Origin of the sequence: Micromonospora sp. NPDC005173 (assembly GCF_040608515.1) — a bacterium.
Classification (GTDB): domain Bacteria; phylum Actinomycetota; class Actinomycetes; order Mycobacteriales; family Micromonosporaceae; genus Micromonospora.
This window is the reverse complement of sequence record NZ_JBEXIK010000028.1, coordinates 1-16,678: the sequence shown is the minus strand read 5'-3', so window position 1 is coordinate 16,678 and position 16,678 is coordinate 1. Positions and strand designations below refer to the sequence as shown.

Sequence of the window (16,678 nt, the reverse complement as noted above, 5' to 3'; positions counted from 1 at the left end):
CTCCGGCACCGGCCGTGGACCCGGTCGTCCAGGGCGAGGACGACGTGCCGGCGGTGCGGCAGTTGCCTCGCACCCTAGAAACCGATTCACGGATGGTCATCGGACAGATGCGGGAGGTGATCGTCGTCCGGTCCTACGTCTGTCGCATCTCGACAGGCGTAGGACCGGACAGCGGGTGATTCCAACAGGTGCCCGATGACGCGCCGGCCGCCCGGCCATAGGTTCGCCGCACCACCTCCGCCGGCCGACCCGACCGTCACCCAGGGTCACCGGCGGAGCCCATCGGCGGCATCGGAGACGAGCGCGCCACCGGTTGCCGGGCGACGGGAAGGGCGGGATGTGCAGTTCTCGGGCCCAGCCGTGATCCCGCGGTTCATTGGGCGGTTCCTGGTGCCGGCGGCGTTCGCGGCGCTCTTCGCCGCACCACTGTGGTTCATGGTGGTCGGCTCACTACGACCCGCCGGCCTGCCCCCGCCCCGCAGCTTCGAGGTACTCCCACCCGAACCGACCGTGGCCGCGTACGCCCGGCTGCCGGAGCTGATCCCGCTGTTCCGGTATCTGGCCAACTCGGCGCTGGTCGTCGCGGTCGCCGTGCCGCTGACCGTCATCGTCGCTTCACTGACCGGCTTCGGGCTGCGGCTGTTGACGCCGGTGGCCCGCCGACGGGCGGTCCTGGGTCTGCTGGCGGTGCTCCTGGTGCCGGTCACCGCGGTGTGGGCCACCCGGTTCGAGCTGTTCCGGCTGGCCGGCGTGGTCGACACGTACGTCCCGTTGCTGGCCCCGGCGCTGCTCGCCGGTAGCCCCTTCCTGGTGTTGCTCTACGCGTGGAGCTTCGGCGGCGTGCCGGACACCCAGCTCGGGGCGGCCCGGCTGGAGGGCGCCGGTTGGTTGACGATCTGGCGCCGGGTGGCGCTGCCGCAGGTGCGCCCGGCGACGCTGGCCGTCGGCGTGCTCGCCTTCACGCTGCACTGGTCCAACCTGATCGACCCGCTGCTCTACCTGCAGAGCGGTGACCGCTACACATACCCGCTCGGCCTGCAGTTCCTGCGGCTGCTGAACCCGACGGACTGGCCGCTGCTGATGGCCGCGTGCGTTGTCGCGACAGCGCCGTGCGTGGTGGTGTTCCTGCTCGCTCAGCGAATCCTGCTCAACGACGATCCGCTGGCGACACTGAGATCTGGAGGTCGTAGATGAGCACGGTCCGCGCTCGACGATGGGTTGCCCTGATCACCGCCGCGCTGCTGCTCGGCTACGCGGCCGGCTGCGGCGCCGGCGACCGCGCGGCCGACCGGCCAGGGATCACGGTCGTGCTCTTCGGCGACGCTGAGGAGATCGCCGGCTACCGCAGCCTGGTCGCCGCCTTCGAGCAGGCCCACCCCGACGTGCCCGTCAACCTCTCCCCCGTCGCCACCCAGGACGATCTGATGGCCCGCCTGACCACCTCGTTCGCAGGCGGGCAGCCACCCGACGTGTTCCTGCTCAACTACCGCCGCTACGGCCAGTTCGCCGCCCAGCAGGCGATCGAACCAGCGCAGGCGTACCTCGATCGCAGCGCGGCGCTGAACGAGAGCGACTTCTCCCCGCGGGCACTGGACGCCTTCCGGTTCGACGGCAAGACGCTGACCTGCCTGCCGCAGAACATGTCCTCCCTGGTCGTCTACTACAACGCCGACCTGTTCGCGGCGGCCGGCGTGCCACTGCCGAAGGCCGGCTGGACCTGGGACGACTTCCTGGCCGCCGGACGGGCCCTGACCGGCGACGGAAAGTACGGCGTGGGCGTGGAGCCGTCCCTGCCGCGGCTCGCCCCGTTCGTCTGGTCCAACCGGGGTGAGCTGGTCGACCACCCGGACAAGCCGACCACCCTGACCCTCACCGGCGACCCGGCCAGCCGCACCGCCGTCGACTGGTTTCTCGACCTGCAACTGAAGCACCACGTCGTGCCGCCGGACGCCGAGGAGCAGAGCGAGTCGAGTGAGGCCCGGTTCCTGCGCGGCACGCTCGGCATGTACCTCAACAGCCGGGTCGCCGTGCCGACGCTACGCACCATCGACGGCTTCACCTGGGACGCGGCGCCGCTGCCGATCGCGCCGGGCGGCGTACCCGCATCGATCCTGCACAGCGACGCCTACTGCATGAGCGCCGGCCTACCCGACCACGACCAGGCCTGGCGGTTCATCGAGTTCGCGATGGGCGGGCAGGGCCAGCGGATCCTCGCCGGGTCGGGCCGCACGGTGCCGTCCCGGCTCGACGTGGCCAACTCCCCCGACTTCCTCGACCCGCAGCAGCCCCCTCGGTCGTCGCGGGTCTACCTCGACGCCGAGCCGCACCTGCGCGCCACCCCGCGCACCGGCACCTGGTCGCGAGTGGAGCGCGAGGCCGGCGGCCTGCTCGCGGAGGTCTTCTACGGCCGGATCGGACGCGAGGAGGGGCTGCGACAACTGGAGGAGAAGCTCCGGCCGCTCTTCACGCTCCCGGTAGGCGCCGGTGGCTGAGCAGGGCGTGATCCGACTCGAATCGCTGACCAAGTCGTACGGGAAGGTCATCGCCCTCGACGGCGTCGACCTGGCGGTGCGCGCCGGCGAGATGGTGACCCTGGTCGGCCCGTCCGGCTCCGGCAAGTCGACGATCCTGCGGCTGATCGCCGGGCTGGACCGGCCGGACCGTGGTCGCGTCGTCGTCGACGGGCAGGACGTGGCCCAGGTGCCACCGCACCGCCGCGCGGTGGCAATGGTCTTCCAGGACTACGCGCTCTACCCCCACCTCACCGTCCGCGGCAACCTGCTGTTCGGGCTGCGGGTCCGCCGCGTCCGGCGCGCGGAGGCCGACGAGCGCGCCCGGGCGGCGGCCGACCGGCTCGGCATCGCGGATCTGCTCGACCGCTACCCCGACGAGACCTCCGGCGGGCAGCGCCAGCGCATCGCCCTCGCCCGCGCGCTGCTGCGCGAGCCGACCGTCTATCTACTCGACGAGCCGCTGGCCAGCCTGGACGCGCCGCTGCGCTTCGCCACCCGCGCCGACCTGCTCACCCTGCACCGCGAACTGGGCACCACCACCATCCACGTCACCCACGACCAGGCCGAGGCGATGACGCTCGGCGACCGGGTCGTCGTCCTCGACCACGGTCGGGTCCGCCAGATCGGCCCGCCGCAGCAGGTCTACGACGAACCCGCGGACACCTTCGTGGCCGGCTTCCTGGGCAGCCCGCCGATGAACCTGGTACGCGGTGGCGGCGTGCTGGGCGGCGCCACCGACAGCACCGTCGGCGTACGCCCGGAGGATCTGAGCCTCGACCCCGACGGACCGGTGGCGGCGACCGTCGAGGCGGTGGAGGCGCTCGGCAGCGAGGCCATCCTGCTGACCCGCTGCGACGACGGCACGCGGCTGATCGTCCGCACCGGCCCCCGGCCCGGCGTATGGCCGGGCGACCAGGTACGACTGCGCGCCGACCCGGGCCGGATCCACCGCTTCGACGCCGACACCGGACGACGCCGGTGAAAACCGGCCGGGTCAGCCGGCCGCTGACCGCGTGGGCGTTCCTCGCGCCGTACGCGGTGGCGGTCGCGCTGCTGATCGCGCTGCCCGCACTGCTCAACCTCGGCTACGCGTTCACCGACCACACCGGACTGACCCGGGACCCGCAGTTCGTCGGCCTGGACAACGCGCACCGCCTGCTCGCCGACGGCTTCCTCGCCGACAGCATCCGGGCCTCCGCGATCCACCTGGCGCTGGCCGTACCGCTGCGGCTGCTGGCCGCCATCGGGCTCGGGCTGCTGTTGGCCGCGCCCCGCCCTGGCGGCCGCTGGTTCCGGGTCGCGGTCTACCTGCCGACCGTCGTACCCGACGTGGCCCTGGCGGTGCTCTTCCTGTGGGTGCTCAACCCGCTCTACGGCCCGCTCAACCAACTGCTCGGGCTCTTCGGCCACCCGGGCATGAACTGGCTCGCCGAGCCCGGCTCCGCACGGGTGGCGGTGGCGCTGATGCTCGCGTTCCCGATCGGTGAGGGATTCATCGTCGTGCTCGCCGCCCGACGGATGCTCGACGGACGGCTGTACGAGGCGGCAGCGCTGGAGGGCTGCGGCCCGTTCGGCCAGCTGCGCCGGCTCACGCTGCCGCTGCTCGCGCCGGTGCTGGTGCTGCTCGCCGTGCGCGACACGATCCTCACCCTGCAGGTCAACTTCGTGCCGGCGTACGTCCTCACCGACGGCCGGCCCGCCAACGCCACGCTCTACCTGCCGGTCTACATCTTCGACCAGGTCTTCGAATTCTCCGGCTTCGCCTACGGGGCCATGATCACGAGCGTCCTCATGGTGGTCACCGGGGTCATCATCACCGCGCTGCTGCTGATGGTGCGACGCTGGCGGGTGCTGCGCTGAGCGTGACATCCTGCTGCGGTGAGACTCCGGATGTTCGCCGTCGTCGTCACGGTTCCGTTGCTCGTCGCCTGCGGCGGCACCGACGCCGGGCAGCCCACCGACCGAGGGCCGGGAATGCTCGCGAACCTGCCCAGCTGCGACCGGGTGCCGCTGGACGCCGACGCCGAGGTTGACAGCCAGGTCACCGGCCTGCTCCTGCCGGAAGGCGCGCGGGTCACCTCGGTGGTCGAGCAGGGCGCCCTGACCACGGTCGCGGCCACCATCCGGATGACCCCGCTGGACGTCCGCGCCCACTACGAGAGCCGTGGCGACATCGACCTGCTGCGCGCCGAGGACGAGGTGTTCGAGGCCGAGGTGCTGATGCGGGCGCAGGAACGACGGACGTATCTGCGGGCCACCGCGCTCTGCGCGGACGGAACGACGCTCACCGCGGTGATCGGGCCGGATTCGGAAGAGGCCGGCCTACCCGAGTTCCAGAGCAACTGACCATCAGACCGAGCTGGTGCACGCCCACCTGGAACCGGGCGTCCCGTGCACGCCGGCGCGATCGGGCTCGCTCGCTCTCGACAGGTGTCCTAATCAGACCGGTCGAATCGCAACACGTGCTGGGTGACGTGGACCACTCCACTGTCTAGCGTGCGCACTGTAGACCACTTTCCGGTCGCCATGGCGCGTGGACAGGGAGACTGCATGAGACTCACGCTCGTCCGAAGGTACCGCGGCCTCGCGATGACAACGAGCCTGGGGCTGGTCATCGCGCTCGCGCTGACCGCCTCGTCCGCACCCCGGCCGGTCCAGGAGTCGCTAGCCACCAACTCGCCCACCGGCCCGATGGAAATCCCCGACGAGTGGATGACCGCCCAGCGGATGAGCGACGGCAGCCGGGACCTCTCGGTGACCAAGTACGCGAAGGCTCGCGGCGAGGCCCACGATCTCAACCTGCGCACCCGCCTCCTCTACCGCCACCTGGCGCAACGGGAATGGAACTTCTTCGGGCCCAGCAACATCGGCGGCCGGGTCGTGGACATCGCCGTCGACCCGCAGGTCCCCGACCAGATCTTCATCGCCGCCGCCTCCGGCGGCGTCTGGAAGTCCGACGACGCCGGCGCCACGTTCGAGACGGCCTGGCCGGACGACGGGACGCAGAGCATGGGCGCGGTCGCGATGACCAGCGACGGCGTCCTCTTCGCCGGCACCGGCGAGGCCCAGCCGGGTGGCGGCTCGATCACCTTCGGCGGCGACGGCATCTACCGCTCGAAGGACCGAGGCAGGACCTGGCGGCACGTCGGCCTAAAGGACAGCCACGCCATCGGCCGCTTCGCCATCGACCCGAGCAACGAGGACCGAATCTTCGCCGCCGCCAGCGGCAACCTCTTCGTACCGGGTGGTCAGCGCGGCCTCTACCTCTCGGAGAACGGCGGGAACAGCTGGACGCAGGTGCTCGCGCCGCCGAACGCCACCACCGGCGCCACCGAGGTCGTCATCGACCCGAGCAACCCGCGCCGGATGTACGCGGCGATGTGGGACCACCTGCGCGAACCACATCAGCGCACCTACGGCGGGCTCGGCTCCAGCCTCTGGCGCTCCGACGACGCCGGCCGCACCTGGTCGCGGATGACCAACGGCCTGCCCACCGACGCCGACCAGGGCCGCTGGGGCATCGCGGTCGCCCCGGACAACCCCCAACGGCTGTACGCGTACGTCGGCACCGCACTCGGCCCGTTCCGCGCCTTCTACCGCTCCGACGACGGTGGCGACAGCTGGACGCAGACCCCGGTCACCGCCGGTCAGGCATCCCAGTCCACGTTCAGCTGGTGGTTCGGCAAGCTCTTCGTCGACCCCGGCAACTCTGATCACGTCTTCCTCACCGGGGTCAACCTGATGCGCTCGACCAACGGCGCGCAGAGCTTTTCGTCGGTCAGCGGCGTGCACGCCGACCAGCACGCGATGCGCTGGGACCCGAAGGTGCCCGGGCGGGTCTACCTGGGCAACGACGGCGGCCTCTACCGATCCGAGGCGAACGGCGCGAGCGGCTGGGTCAAGGCGACCTACGAGCCCTACACCCAGTTCTACACGGTGGACGTGGCGCAGACCGATCCGGTGCTGAAGGTCGGTGGCGCGCAGGACAACGGCTGCAACCGCGGCTACAACGGCGTCGGTGGCCCATGGAACGCCATCGGCTGCGGTGACGGCCTCCAGGTGGTCATCCACCCGGAGTTGCCGAACATCGTCTTCGGGTGCAGCCAGTACGGCTCCTGCTACCGGTCGGAGAACTCCGGCGGCACCCCCCGCCAGAACATCGGCACCGGGCAGACGACCTCGCAGCGGCGCAACTGGCTGACGCCGCTGCAGTTCGACCCGAGCGACCCGAACGTCATGTACTACGCCGGGAACATCCTCAACCGCTCGACGGACAACGGCCGCACCTGGACGCCGATCAGCCCGGACCTCACCGGCGGCGGCCCCAACGACCCGAACGGCTACCCGTGGGGCACGATCACCACCGTCGCCGCCGCGCCCACCGACGGCAACAAGCTCTACGTCGGCACCGACGACGGGAGGCTGTGGTGGACCGACGACCTCGGGCAGAACTGGCAGCAGGTCGACCCGGGGCAACTGCCCGGAACCTGGGTCACCCGGTTGGCGGTGAACCCCGCCGACAAGAACATCGCCTACGCCACCTTCTCCGCCTTCCGGTCCGGTAGCGACCGGTCGCACGTGATGATGACCCGCGACGGCGGCCGTACCTGGAGCAACATCGGCCGAGGTCTGCCGGACGCGCCAGTGAACTCCGTCGTCCCGACCGCCGACGGCCTGCTGCTGGTCGGCACCGACGTCGGGGTGTTCATGTCGGCGTGGAACGGCGGCGAGTGGGCGGCGTTGGGCACCAACCTGCCGCAGGCGGCCGTCATGTACCTGCGTTACCACGAGGGGAGCCGGCAGCTCACCGCGGCGACCTTCGGGCGGGGCGTCTACGACCTCGCCGTGCCCCGCTGCCCTGCAGCGTCGACCAAGCTGCCGCTCAAGCGGACCGGTGTCGGCGTGATCGGCGTGCTCGCCTCCTGCCGAGCGGGCTGATCAACCGGTAGTTCGTCGCGCCTGACGCGGCTCGCAGGCCACCTCCCGCGCCCGGGAGGTGGCCTGCCCGTTGACGCGCAACGCATTCCCGCCACCTCCCGTGCTGCGCACGTCAGCCGCTTTGTCGGAGACAGTCATCTGCGCAGCCGGCGGGCGCAGGGGCCGTCGTGGCCGTCGCGGAGGAGGCAGCGCCGGCCGCCAGGCAGCCGCAGGTCGCAGAAGACGCGGTTGCGGAGGAAGTGCTGGTCCTCCTCGGAAACGGTGGTCTCCCCCGGGTCCGCCATCGGCAGCGCCAGCATCCACCGGCCGATGACCCGGGCCAGGCGCTGCGCGGCAGGCAGATCGTTGGCAACGACGGGCAGGTGGATGACGTACCGCTGGAGTGACAGAGGCCGCCTTCTTTGCGGCCCTCAACGCCGCTGCTGTGGCTGGCAATGTTGCCCGGGCCCGGGGGTCCCTCTGGGTTTCGTCAAGCGGGGATCGGTGCCGTTGGGCGTGGTTGGTAGAGGATCTTGTCGCGGAGCATGGCGTATAGGACCTCGCAGCGGCGCCGGGCCAGGCAGATGGGAGGCATCCCTGCCCGGGGCGCGCACCATGAGCTCGACGCATACGACCTCGGCTCGAATGAGTGCCTCGTCGACCCGGCCGGGCCTCGCCGCCCGATCGTGGACCCACGCCGGCAGCCAGAATCGCACCACCTCCGGCCAGCCCATGATTGTACGGAGCAACGCGGCTGCCCAGTCTCGGTCGGCCACCGTCAGGCGGGTGCTCCAGTCGGACCGTCCGGCATGACGGTGACCTGCCACCGCGGGCCGTCGGCCCGCCTGGGGCGATGTCCATGGTGAAGTCGGACGTGCGAAGGCTCTCGGCAGCCGCGAGGCGACGGGAAGGGTTGACTCGACGGCTAATCACGGGGCGTACTGGATACACGTTCCCGCACTGTCGGCTGGCGCGCTCGGCGATTGATGGCGGTCAGGCATCCTCAAGACCAGATGCCTGCTCTTGTTCGCGTCGATGCCAGCCGGGAACGTCGAGAGACGGGAGGCCCCATGAAGGTTCGCCCGCCGGCAAGTTGAGCCACCTCATTACGGCGTCTGTTGTCTTACGCCGTGGTGGTTCCTGACCCTCGTGGCTCGGCTTAGCCGTCTGCCCTGTGTCCGCCCGATAACCCCAGTCTGTTGTGCAGGTTGTGGCGACGCCTGTCGTCCTGCTGCCTGCCGCTGCGCGGGGTCCGCTCGTTCGGTGGTTCTCCGGCCGCTCTACGCGATCGGTTCCGCACGGCCGGCCCGCCGCGTCACGGTGCCCGTAAGGACTCCGTAGCGAATGCGACCACCACAATCCACATACCTCGGTTTCTTGTAACGGAAGTTGGAGCAACGACTTGACATCCTCCACCACCGTGAAGGGCGGGGATTCCCTCGGTCACCCGAGGGGGTTCCTGTTTCACCGGGCCGCGCCTTCACCGCTTTCGCGGGTCGGGTCTTATCGGCCCTCCACAGGCGTTTCACCTCTCCGCCAGCCCGGCGGCGAGAATGTTCCTTGCGGCGTTGACGTCCCTGTCGTGCACGGCATCACAGCCCGGGCACGTCCAGACGCGAACGCCGAGAGTCATCGCGGTGTTGATCCGCCCGCACGCCGAGCAGGTCTTCGTGCTCGGATACCAGCGGTCGACGGCGATAACGGTCCGCCCGTACCAGGCGGCCTTGTACTCAATCATGTTGCGCAGGTGTGTCCACGCCGCGTCGGAGATGGCGCGGGCGAGTTTGTGGTTGCGCAGCATGTTGCGCACGCTGAGGTCTTCGATCACGACCGTTTGGTTCTCACGGACGAGTCGAGTCGACAGCTTGTGCAGGTGATCCCGCCGCCGATCGGCGATACGGGCATGGATGCGGGCCACCGCCACGCGAGCTTTGGCCCGGTTGGCGGAGTCCTTGGCCTTGCGGGCCATGGCGCGTTGCGCCTTGGCCAGTTTGCGCCGGTCAACACGCTCATGACGCGGGTTGGTGATCTTCTCCCCGGTGGACAAGGTGAGCAGACTGGTGATGCCCGCGTCCACCCCCACCGCCGTGTCCAGCGGGGGAAAAGGTGTGACGGTGGGATCCTCGACCAGCAGGGACACGAACCACCGACCGGCCGCGTCGCGGGACACTGTGACCGTGGACGGCTCGGCGCCGTCGGGCAGGGCCCGGGACCACACGATGGTCAGCGGGGCGTCCATCTTGGCCAGGGTGAGCTGCCCGTCACGCCAACGGAACGCCGAGCGGGTGTACTCCGCCGACGCCCGAGACTTGCGCTTGGACTTGAAACGCGGATACCGCGACCGCTTACCCCAAAACCCGGCGAACCCGGCTTGCAGGTGCCGCAGGGCTTGCTGCAACGGCACGGAACTGACCTCATTGAGGAACAAAAGCTCCTCGGTGCGCTTCCACTCGGTCAACCACGCCGACGACTGCACATAGGTGCTGCGCTGCCGGTGCACCGCCCACGCGCGGGTGCGCGCTTCCAGGGCGAGGTTGTACACCTTGCGGACGCACCCGAAGGTGCGGTTGAGCTGATCGGCCTGCCCTGGGGTCGGATAGAAGCGGTACTTGTATGCCCGCTTCACCACCTCACCCACGCCTCACAATCTATCCACCCATCACGCAAGACGAGCATCGAGGGGAGGCAGCGGGGTTACCTCCCGGCCCTAAACGGCCGAGTTTCCACGCCGCGATCCTGATGACTTCACTCAACATCACCACGGCGGGGCTTGCGGTCATGGCCGTCCGCGCCTGCCCAGACACCCTCTTCACCGCCATACACGGAATCCCTCCCGGCAGGTGGGGTGACCTTGGCGAAGGCTGAGCATCGGCGGCAGGGTCCGTCCGGCCAGGCGCGGTCAGGGCGGGAGCGACTGGAGAACCAGGTCCAGGTGTTGATCATGCTGGTGATCGGTGGGACGGCCGGCGCCGCGTCGTTCCGTCACGTCCACGACGTCGCGGCTGCGCATGGCCAGCCGGGTTGGCTGGCGTGGGCCGACGCGGTCGTGCTGGAGTTGACATCGATCGCGGGCGGCCTGGAGCTGCGCCGCAACCGGCGCATGGGCAAGAGCGTCGCCTTTCCCTCCACGATGTTGACGGTGGCGGTTGTCCTGTCTCTGGCGGCGCAGGAAGGCGGAGGCCTCGGTGATCGGTTGGATCGCCGCCGCGCTGCCGGCGCTGGGCTTCCTGGCGATGGTAAAGATCGCTCTCGGCCGCGCCGACCCTGCCCCGCCCGACCGGACCACGCGGCCCGTCCGGACCACATCCGGACCGGCGCCCGTCAACGCACCCCCGGTCCCGGACGGCCGCGAGTCGGTCCGGGACCGCCGGAGGCCGGTCCACACCAGAACGGCCGCCGTCCGGGACTCCACCGCCGCAATCCCCGCCGCAGCGGACCAGGGTCCAGCGGTCCGGGACCGACGGGGCGGCAGCGCGCCGGACCGGGACGCCCGGCCGGAGCTCGTCGCGCTGGTCCCGGACGCCCGGACCGCCGCTCGCACTCTCGCCGTGCAGGGGACGCCGCTGTCCCGTGCGGCCCTCGCCCGACAGTTGCGCGCGGAGGGACACCAGCTGTCCAATGCCACAGCCTCGGCGCTCGTGCGCGTTTTGCGCGCCGAAACGACTCCACCCATCCCCGGTGCGCCGGATCTGTCACAGCGGGCGGCCGCGTGATGGAACCACGACCTGCGACTCCTGTCAGCCCGAGCCATCGCTGTCAGACACGGTGGGTTTGTCAGGGCCTGCGTCGACTGACAGAACCTGACCCGACCTGGCAGCGCATCCGCCCGTCCACCTCGCCGCAACGGCCGGTGCGCTTCGCCCGTCAACCCGCATCCCGATCAAGGAAAGAATGATCATGCTGATTCGGCTCAACGACCCTTCTCCGCGTCGGCAGCACCGTCACCGTGCCGCGTCGCGCCTTCTCTCACGTCACCACGGCAAGGCATGGGAGGTGACCGGCGGTGCCAATGTCGGTGTCGGTCTCCGTTTGACCGTCCGCCTTGATACCGACCCCCGAACCGACCCCCTGCCCCGACCAACAGCCCAGGTCAGATCGGCTTTCACGGCTTCACACCAGCTCCAGACAGACCCTCTCTGGGGTCTCCCCCCAGGGGACGCTTATGCGTAACCGGCTACCTGCTGCGGATCCGCTGCTGCGCCTGCAGGCAAGCATCACCGCCCGCGACGACCGCCTGCTCGGCTGGCTGTACGACCACGGAGTGCTCACCACCGACCAGATCGCCGAGGCCCTGTTCCCATCCCTGGACTTCGCCCAACGCCGACTGCGCCGCCTCACCCTCCTTCAGGCGGCGGACCGTTTCCGACCCAACCGGGCCTACGGCGGCTCCTACCCCTACCACTACGTCCTGAACCAGCTCGGCTACGACCACGTCCATGCCCAACGCGGACTTGGAGCACCCCGCCGGGACCAAGCACGCCGCCGTAAACAGTCCCTCACGTCGCGGCGGGACCTGCCACACCTGCTCGGCGGCAACCAGGTCTTCATCGACCTCGCCGCCCACGCCCGCACCCACCTCAACACCAGTCTGGACCGGTGGCAGCCGGCCTCCGCTTTCCACAGCCCCGGAGTGTTCTACCGCGTCGGGGACGACCCGCAGATGATGGCTCGCGGACCAACAGGGCTGCCCCGCCCGGACGGGGCCGGCGTCTGGACCGAACACCGGCGGTCCGTGCCGTTCTTCCTCGAGTACGACACCGGCGGGGAGCGCCTCGACGTCCTCGTCGAGAAAGTCGCCAAGTACGAGCGGCTGGTCGCGATGACCACCTGGACATGGCCGGTCCTGTTCCACATACCGTCCGCCCGGCGGGAGGCGAACCTGCACCACCGCCTGGCCGCCCTCGCACCCCAGGCGACCATCGCCACCGCCAGTGCCGAACTGCGCACCGCACTCGGCGCCAGCCCTGGCGAGCCGGTATGGCAGGTCTGGGGCACCGCCAGTCGGGTCCGGCTGGTCGATCTGCCCTACACCGCCACCGACCACGACATCGCCTTCTGAGCCCGCGCCTCACGGCCCCGTGGCCGTGAGGCGCGGCCCCATTAGGCGGTCAGCGTGCGTTCACGCCAGCGCTAGATGGTCCGCTTGTAGGGCTCAGGCATGTGCAGATGCGACACCTCGTCGTAGGTGAACACGCCAACTTCCTCGTGCTCAGCCGAGTAACGAGTGGTTGAGGGGCCGCTCGAGGAGAGGGGACTACCCCCGCAGCCCGAGTGCCGGTAGGCGCAGCGCTTCCTTGACACTCTCGTTTCTCAACGGACTCCCCGTCGACGACGTGGCCACCACCGAAGCTGAGGGTCGGGTGGCCTTCCCGGTCAGCGTGGACGGCGCCGACAACAGGACCGCCCTGAGGGTGATGAGCCAGGGTGAGATGCAGGCGCTCGGGCTGGCCACGTTTCTGCCGCGTAGCTGCGCGCCGGAGAGCCCGTAACGGTTCATCGTTGTCGACGATCCGGTGCACCACCCGCTGCTGCCCCAGGTGGTCGTGCAGGCCCCGCCCTCGTCCGGTACCGCCACCGCGTCGATGGTCCTCGGCATCCTCGGCGTCCTCGGTGGCTGGAGCCTCTTCGGGCTGACCTGCGTCCTCGCGGTCATCCTCGGCCACGTCGGCCTGCACGAGACTCGGAACGGCACGAAGTCCGGACGGGGCATGGCCGTGACGGGCCTGATCCTCGGCTACGTCTTCGTCGGCCCGATGATCGCGCTCACGGTCCTGGTCTTCTTCGGCGGTGTGATCGGCGCGGCAACTCCGACGCCGACGTCAGCCCCGTGAGTACAGCGGCCGCCGTCCGTCACTGTGGCCACCCGACCCGCTCGCACCACGCGCTCGATCTGTTCAGCCACTCGCGTGTGGACGCTACGCGCGATGAGGTACCGCTCCGGTTGAGCCGGGGTGACCACGTTGGCACCTACTGTGATGCTCCCGATGTCGATCATGAAGGATGTGGGATGGCGCCCGAGGCCGAGGGATCCGAGAACGAACTCCCCATACCCGTCGACAACGTGCCCGACGCCACTGTGACCCCAAGCGATGGGCCGATGGTCAGCCTGGTCGAGATCGAGCCGGGAGTGGCCGTGCTCTTCGCGGACCAGCCGCCCGTCGACTTCGACTTGATCCCTTTCGAGATGATGAATGCTCAAACAAGCCAAGGCCTGACCGACAAGCTCGCGATGGCCTCGGGCATCGGCAATCTGGCGGCGCAGGGCGCACAGGCTGCGACTACCGTGCAGGGGCTGGTGCGTTTGGCGCCCGAGACTTTGCAGGCGCTCAAGACGGCGCAACCGATGACGTCGGGCGGCTGGAACCTGGGTTCGCTCGTCACGAGCAAGGGAAAGATCGCCGCCTCGGTGCGCTGGGCACCTGTGACAGGGGCGCAGACCGCATCCATACTCACCGCCCTCGGGCCGGCCGCCGCGCTCCTGGCGCTGCAGGTACAGCTGGCGTCGATCTCACGTCGTATCGACGAGAACGTCCAACTCACCCGTGACGTTCTCCAAGCGCTGCACGAGGACCAGTGGACGACGCTACTCGGCCTGCACGAGACGACGATGCGCGCCGTGCGCGAGGCCCAGGCGGCCGGCACCGTCAACGACCACATCTACGCCGCCATCGCGACCAGAGACGCGGACCTGCGCAAGCAACGGCTACTCTTCAGGTCGTTCGTCCGCGGGCACATCAAGGCGCTCGACACTGACGGACAGAGCGGCCGTGCCCATATCCAGAAAAACATCGAGCAGATTCTCGCCGACGCTCACGGCATGCTCATGGCGGAGTGGTCCTGGTATCGCTCTCAGGTGTTGCGTGCCGGTCACATCAGCCGCGACGAGGCGAATGCCGTCGAGAACGAACGACTTCTGGCCGAGTTGGTCGCCGACACTCAGCGCGAGCACACACGAGCCATGGACGAGGTGGCGGACCTCCTCACCGACCTTGAACGTCAGTGCCGTCTGATCGCCGAACTCCCGGCCGAGTGGAGCCTGCCGTTCACCACCAAGCGTCAGAACATCCGGGACACCATTGCCATGGCCGAGGCGTTGGCCGAGCGGGTGGCGACCCTTCGCAACCGTGCTCACACTCAACCCGCTCCGCTGGATCCGCCTCTCACGGTGTTCGCTGAGGCTGTGCCAGATGATGTGCTGCGGATCCTCCGCTGGGTCGTGCCGGGCGAGGAGCGCTTGCTGGCCATCGCCGATGTCAATCTCGACCGCCTCGTCGGCGAGGATGCGTACCTTGGAGTGACGCCCGAACGCTTCTTCATCTCGACACAGAACGCAGTGCGCAAACAAGGCACGATCGAGCGCGATTTCCCCCTCTCGGACATTCGCTACGTGCGGTTCCGCGAACGCGACAAGCGAGGCCCTGTTCTGGACGTCATCACCACGGACGAGAACATCAGGCTCACTTTCGACGACTGGGCTGGCAAGGGGCAAGGGCTGGACGACGCCTGCCGGCTCGGCAATCTCCTGGCCGCAGCGATGGATCTGCCCGAGAGCGAGCGGCGTACCGATCCGCTGCTGAGCGGCGATTCCTCGACGGGGCGGGCAATCACCCGGTAACCGGAACGCGTTCAGCATCGAGCCTCCGCCGGCGCGCAGTTCGTGCGGGTAGGGTCCAGTCACGGTCGACGAAAGGCAGATCAACCATGACGATTCCCCACCTGACGGCCGCCGACGGCACGGCGTTGCCGGCGATCGGGCTCGGCACGTACCGGCTGAGCGGCTCGGCGGGCGTCGACGCCATGGCTCAGGCGATCCGGGCGGGTTACCGGTTGATCGACTCGGCGGTGAACTACGAGAACGAGGGCGCGGTGGGCCGGGCCGCCCGGTCGGCCGGCGGCGTACGGGAAGAGTTGGTCGTCACCTCGAAGCTGCCGGGCCGGCACCACCGCTTCGACGAGGCGCTGACCACCGTCGAGGAGAGTGTGTTCCGCACCGGCCTCGACCGGATCGACCTGTACCTGATCCACTGGCCCAACCCCAAGGTCGACCTGTACGTGCAGGCATGGCGGGCGCTGATCGAGGCCCGCGAGCGTGGTCTGGTCCGGCACATCGGCCTCTCCAACTTCCTGCCCGAGCACATCGACCGGCTGGTGGCCGAGACTGGTGTCGCCCCGGTGGTCAACCAGATCGAGGTGCATCCGTACTTCCCGCAGCAGGAGGCGCTCGACTACCACCGGGAGCACGGCATCCTCGTGCAAGGCTGGAGCCCGCTCGGTCGTGGCAACGACCTGCAGCAGCACCCCGGGATCGTGGAGATGGCGACCGCCCACGGGGTCAGCCCGGCGCAGGTCATCCTCGCCTGGCACGTGGCGCGTCAGGTGATCCCGCTGCCCAAGGCCGCGTCCGCGCAGCGGCAGCTGGAAAACCTGGACATCTTCGGCATCAAGCTCACCGATGACGAGGTCGAGGCCATCTCCGCGCTGGGCCGCCCCGACGGGCGCCTCGCGGACCAGGACCCGGCGGTGTACGAGGAGTTCTGACGGCCCGATCGCGGGTACGGGCGGGCGCGATCGTGTTGCCGGCCGATCCGGTGGATAGGGAATCACCCGATTCCCCGCTGGCGGATCCGGCTTAGCGTCGATGCATGCATCGTCACCGGCCTGCCTCGGCACCGATCGGAGAACCAGAATGATCAAGGTGAGGCTCTTCGCGTTGGTCGTCCTGTCGAGCGTGACGCTCACCGCGTGCGGGGGCGGCAGCGACGACGACACCACCACCGCCTCGTCGTCCCTCGAGGCGAGCGTCGAGGCGACCGCCGCGCCGGCGCCGTCGGTGACCACCGGAGCGGGCGCCGAATCGGGTGGGGTCACGGCGACGGCCCTCTGTGACTACCTGCGCGGTGAGTTGCCGGCGCTGCGCAAGGCTCCCGGAGAGATCGAGGTGATGGGGCGGCTCGCCACCGGGCTCAGCGGGTGGTACGACCAGCGCGGCGGGGTGCCCGACGGTTCCCAGATCGACACCCTCACCAGGGAGCAGTGCGCCGACGTACGTACCGAGGCCCTCAAGCTGGCCGGGGTGCAGAGCTTCCTGCAGTTGTAGTGCGCGGGTGCGTCCGCGACCCGCTGGACGTCGCGTGACCCGGGCCAGCAGCGGCCCGACGCGACGCAGGCTGCCGTCTTCGAGGACGCGCTGTCCGGGGTGGCCGCCGGCCGGGCCGGCGGCTTCGGCTATGTGGTCGGCGTCGATCGGG

15 protein-coding genes and 1 pseudogene are annotated in these 16,678 nt (G+C 69.6%); 14 read left to right on the top strand and 2 right to left on the bottom strand.

Going from position 1 to position 16,678, the window contains the following annotated elements:
* Positions 1-360 precede the first annotated feature (360 nt).
* The 6 genes from ABZV00_RS25680 (at position 361) to ABZV00_RS25655 (ending at position 7,451) form a co-directional block, all read left to right on the top strand.
* Positions 361-1,194, top strand: a complete 834-nt coding sequence (locus ABZV00_RS25680; RefSeq protein WP_355610322.1) for a carbohydrate ABC transporter permease — start codon at positions 361-363, stop codon at positions 1,192-1,194.
* Positions 1,191-2,492 carry a sugar ABC transporter substrate-binding protein gene (locus ABZV00_RS25675; protein WP_355610320.1) on the top strand — a complete coding sequence of 434 codons (1,302 nt, stop codon included), beginning with the start codon at positions 1,191-1,193 and terminating at the stop codon, positions 2,490-2,492. Before ABZV00_RS25680 ends, ABZV00_RS25675 begins: the two co-directional genes overlap by 4 nt.
* Before the next feature lie 7 nt (positions 2,493-2,499).
* Positions 2,500-3,495, top strand: coding sequence for an ABC transporter ATP-binding protein (locus tag ABZV00_RS25670; protein ID WP_355610318.1), 996 nt, complete (start codon positions 2,500-2,502; stop codon positions 3,493-3,495).
* Positions 3,492-4,373 (top strand): sugar ABC transporter permease, encoded by an 882-nt coding sequence (locus ABZV00_RS25665; protein ID WP_355610316.1) that lies wholly within the window; start codon positions 3,492-3,494, stop codon positions 4,371-4,373. Before ABZV00_RS25670 ends, ABZV00_RS25665 begins: the two co-directional genes overlap by 4 nt.
* 18 nt (positions 4,374-4,391) lie before the next feature.
* The gene (locus tag ABZV00_RS25660) at positions 4,392-4,859 is read left to right on the top strand and encodes a hypothetical protein (RefSeq protein WP_355610314.1); all 468 of its coding nucleotides are present in this window, start codon (positions 4,392-4,394) and stop codon (positions 4,857-4,859) included.
* 243 nt (positions 4,860-5,102) lie between these two features.
* Positions 5,103-7,451 (top strand): glycosyl hydrolase, encoded by a 2,349-nt coding sequence (locus ABZV00_RS25655; RefSeq protein ID WP_355610312.1) that lies wholly within the window; start codon positions 5,103-5,105, stop codon positions 7,449-7,451.
* Positions 7,452-7,585: 134 nt separating this feature from the next.
* Here ABZV00_RS25655 and ABZV00_RS25650 read toward each other — a convergent pair whose 3' ends face one another.
* Both ABZV00_RS25650 and ABZV00_RS25645 read right to left on the bottom strand, forming a co-directional pair.
* Positions 7,586-7,840 carry a hypothetical protein gene (locus ABZV00_RS25650; protein WP_355610410.1) on the bottom strand — a complete coding sequence of 85 codons (255 nt, stop codon included), beginning with the start codon at positions 7,838-7,840 and terminating at the stop codon, positions 7,586-7,588.
* A 1,115-nt stretch (positions 7,841-8,955) separates the two neighbouring features.
* The gene (locus ABZV00_RS25645; RefSeq protein WP_355610311.1) at positions 8,956-10,068 is read right to left on the bottom strand and encodes an RNA-guided endonuclease TnpB family protein; all 1,113 of its coding nucleotides are present in this window, start codon (positions 10,066-10,068) and stop codon (positions 8,956-8,958) included.
* Between the two features lie 303 nt (positions 10,069-10,371).
* On the opposite strand from ABZV00_RS25645, the pseudogene ABZV00_RS25640 reads away from it, so the two are divergent.
* From ABZV00_RS25640 to ABZV00_RS25605, 8 genes and pseudogenes are all read left to right on the top strand, one after another.
* Positions 10,372-10,533: pseudogene (locus ABZV00_RS25640) on the top strand (DUF2637 domain-containing protein); the annotation flags it as partial.
* 82 nt (positions 10,534-10,615) lie between these two features.
* On the top strand, positions 10,616-11,143 hold the full coding sequence (locus ABZV00_RS25635; RefSeq protein WP_355610416.1) for a hypothetical protein: 528 nt from the start codon (positions 10,616-10,618) through the stop codon (positions 11,141-11,143).
* A gap of 449 nt (positions 11,144-11,592) precedes the next feature.
* Entirely contained in the window at positions 11,593-12,489 is an 897-nt protein-coding gene (locus ABZV00_RS25630; protein WP_355610309.1) for a replication-relaxation family protein, read from the top strand.
* 235 nt (positions 12,490-12,724) lie between these two features.
* Positions 12,725-12,919, top strand: coding sequence for a hypothetical protein (locus ABZV00_RS25625; protein ID WP_355610307.1), 195 nt, complete (start codon positions 12,725-12,727; stop codon positions 12,917-12,919).
* A 24-nt stretch (positions 12,920-12,943) separates the two neighbouring features.
* Entirely contained in the window at positions 12,944-13,261 is a 318-nt protein-coding gene (locus tag ABZV00_RS25620) for a DUF4190 domain-containing protein (RefSeq protein ID WP_355610306.1), read from the top strand.
* A gap of 176 nt (positions 13,262-13,437) precedes the next feature.
* Entirely contained in the window at positions 13,438-15,045 is a 1,608-nt protein-coding gene (locus ABZV00_RS25615; RefSeq protein ID WP_355610304.1) for a hypothetical protein, read from the top strand.
* A gap of 86 nt (positions 15,046-15,131) precedes the next feature.
* Positions 15,132-15,968 carry an aldo/keto reductase gene (locus ABZV00_RS25610; RefSeq protein WP_355610302.1) on the top strand — a complete coding sequence of 279 codons (837 nt, stop codon included), beginning with the start codon at positions 15,132-15,134 and terminating at the stop codon, positions 15,966-15,968.
* A 148-nt stretch (positions 15,969-16,116) separates the two neighbouring features.
* Positions 16,117-16,527, top strand: coding sequence for a hypothetical protein (locus tag ABZV00_RS25605; protein WP_355610300.1), 411 nt, complete (start codon positions 16,117-16,119; stop codon positions 16,525-16,527).
* The last annotated feature ends 151 nt before the right edge of the window (positions 16,528-16,678 follow it).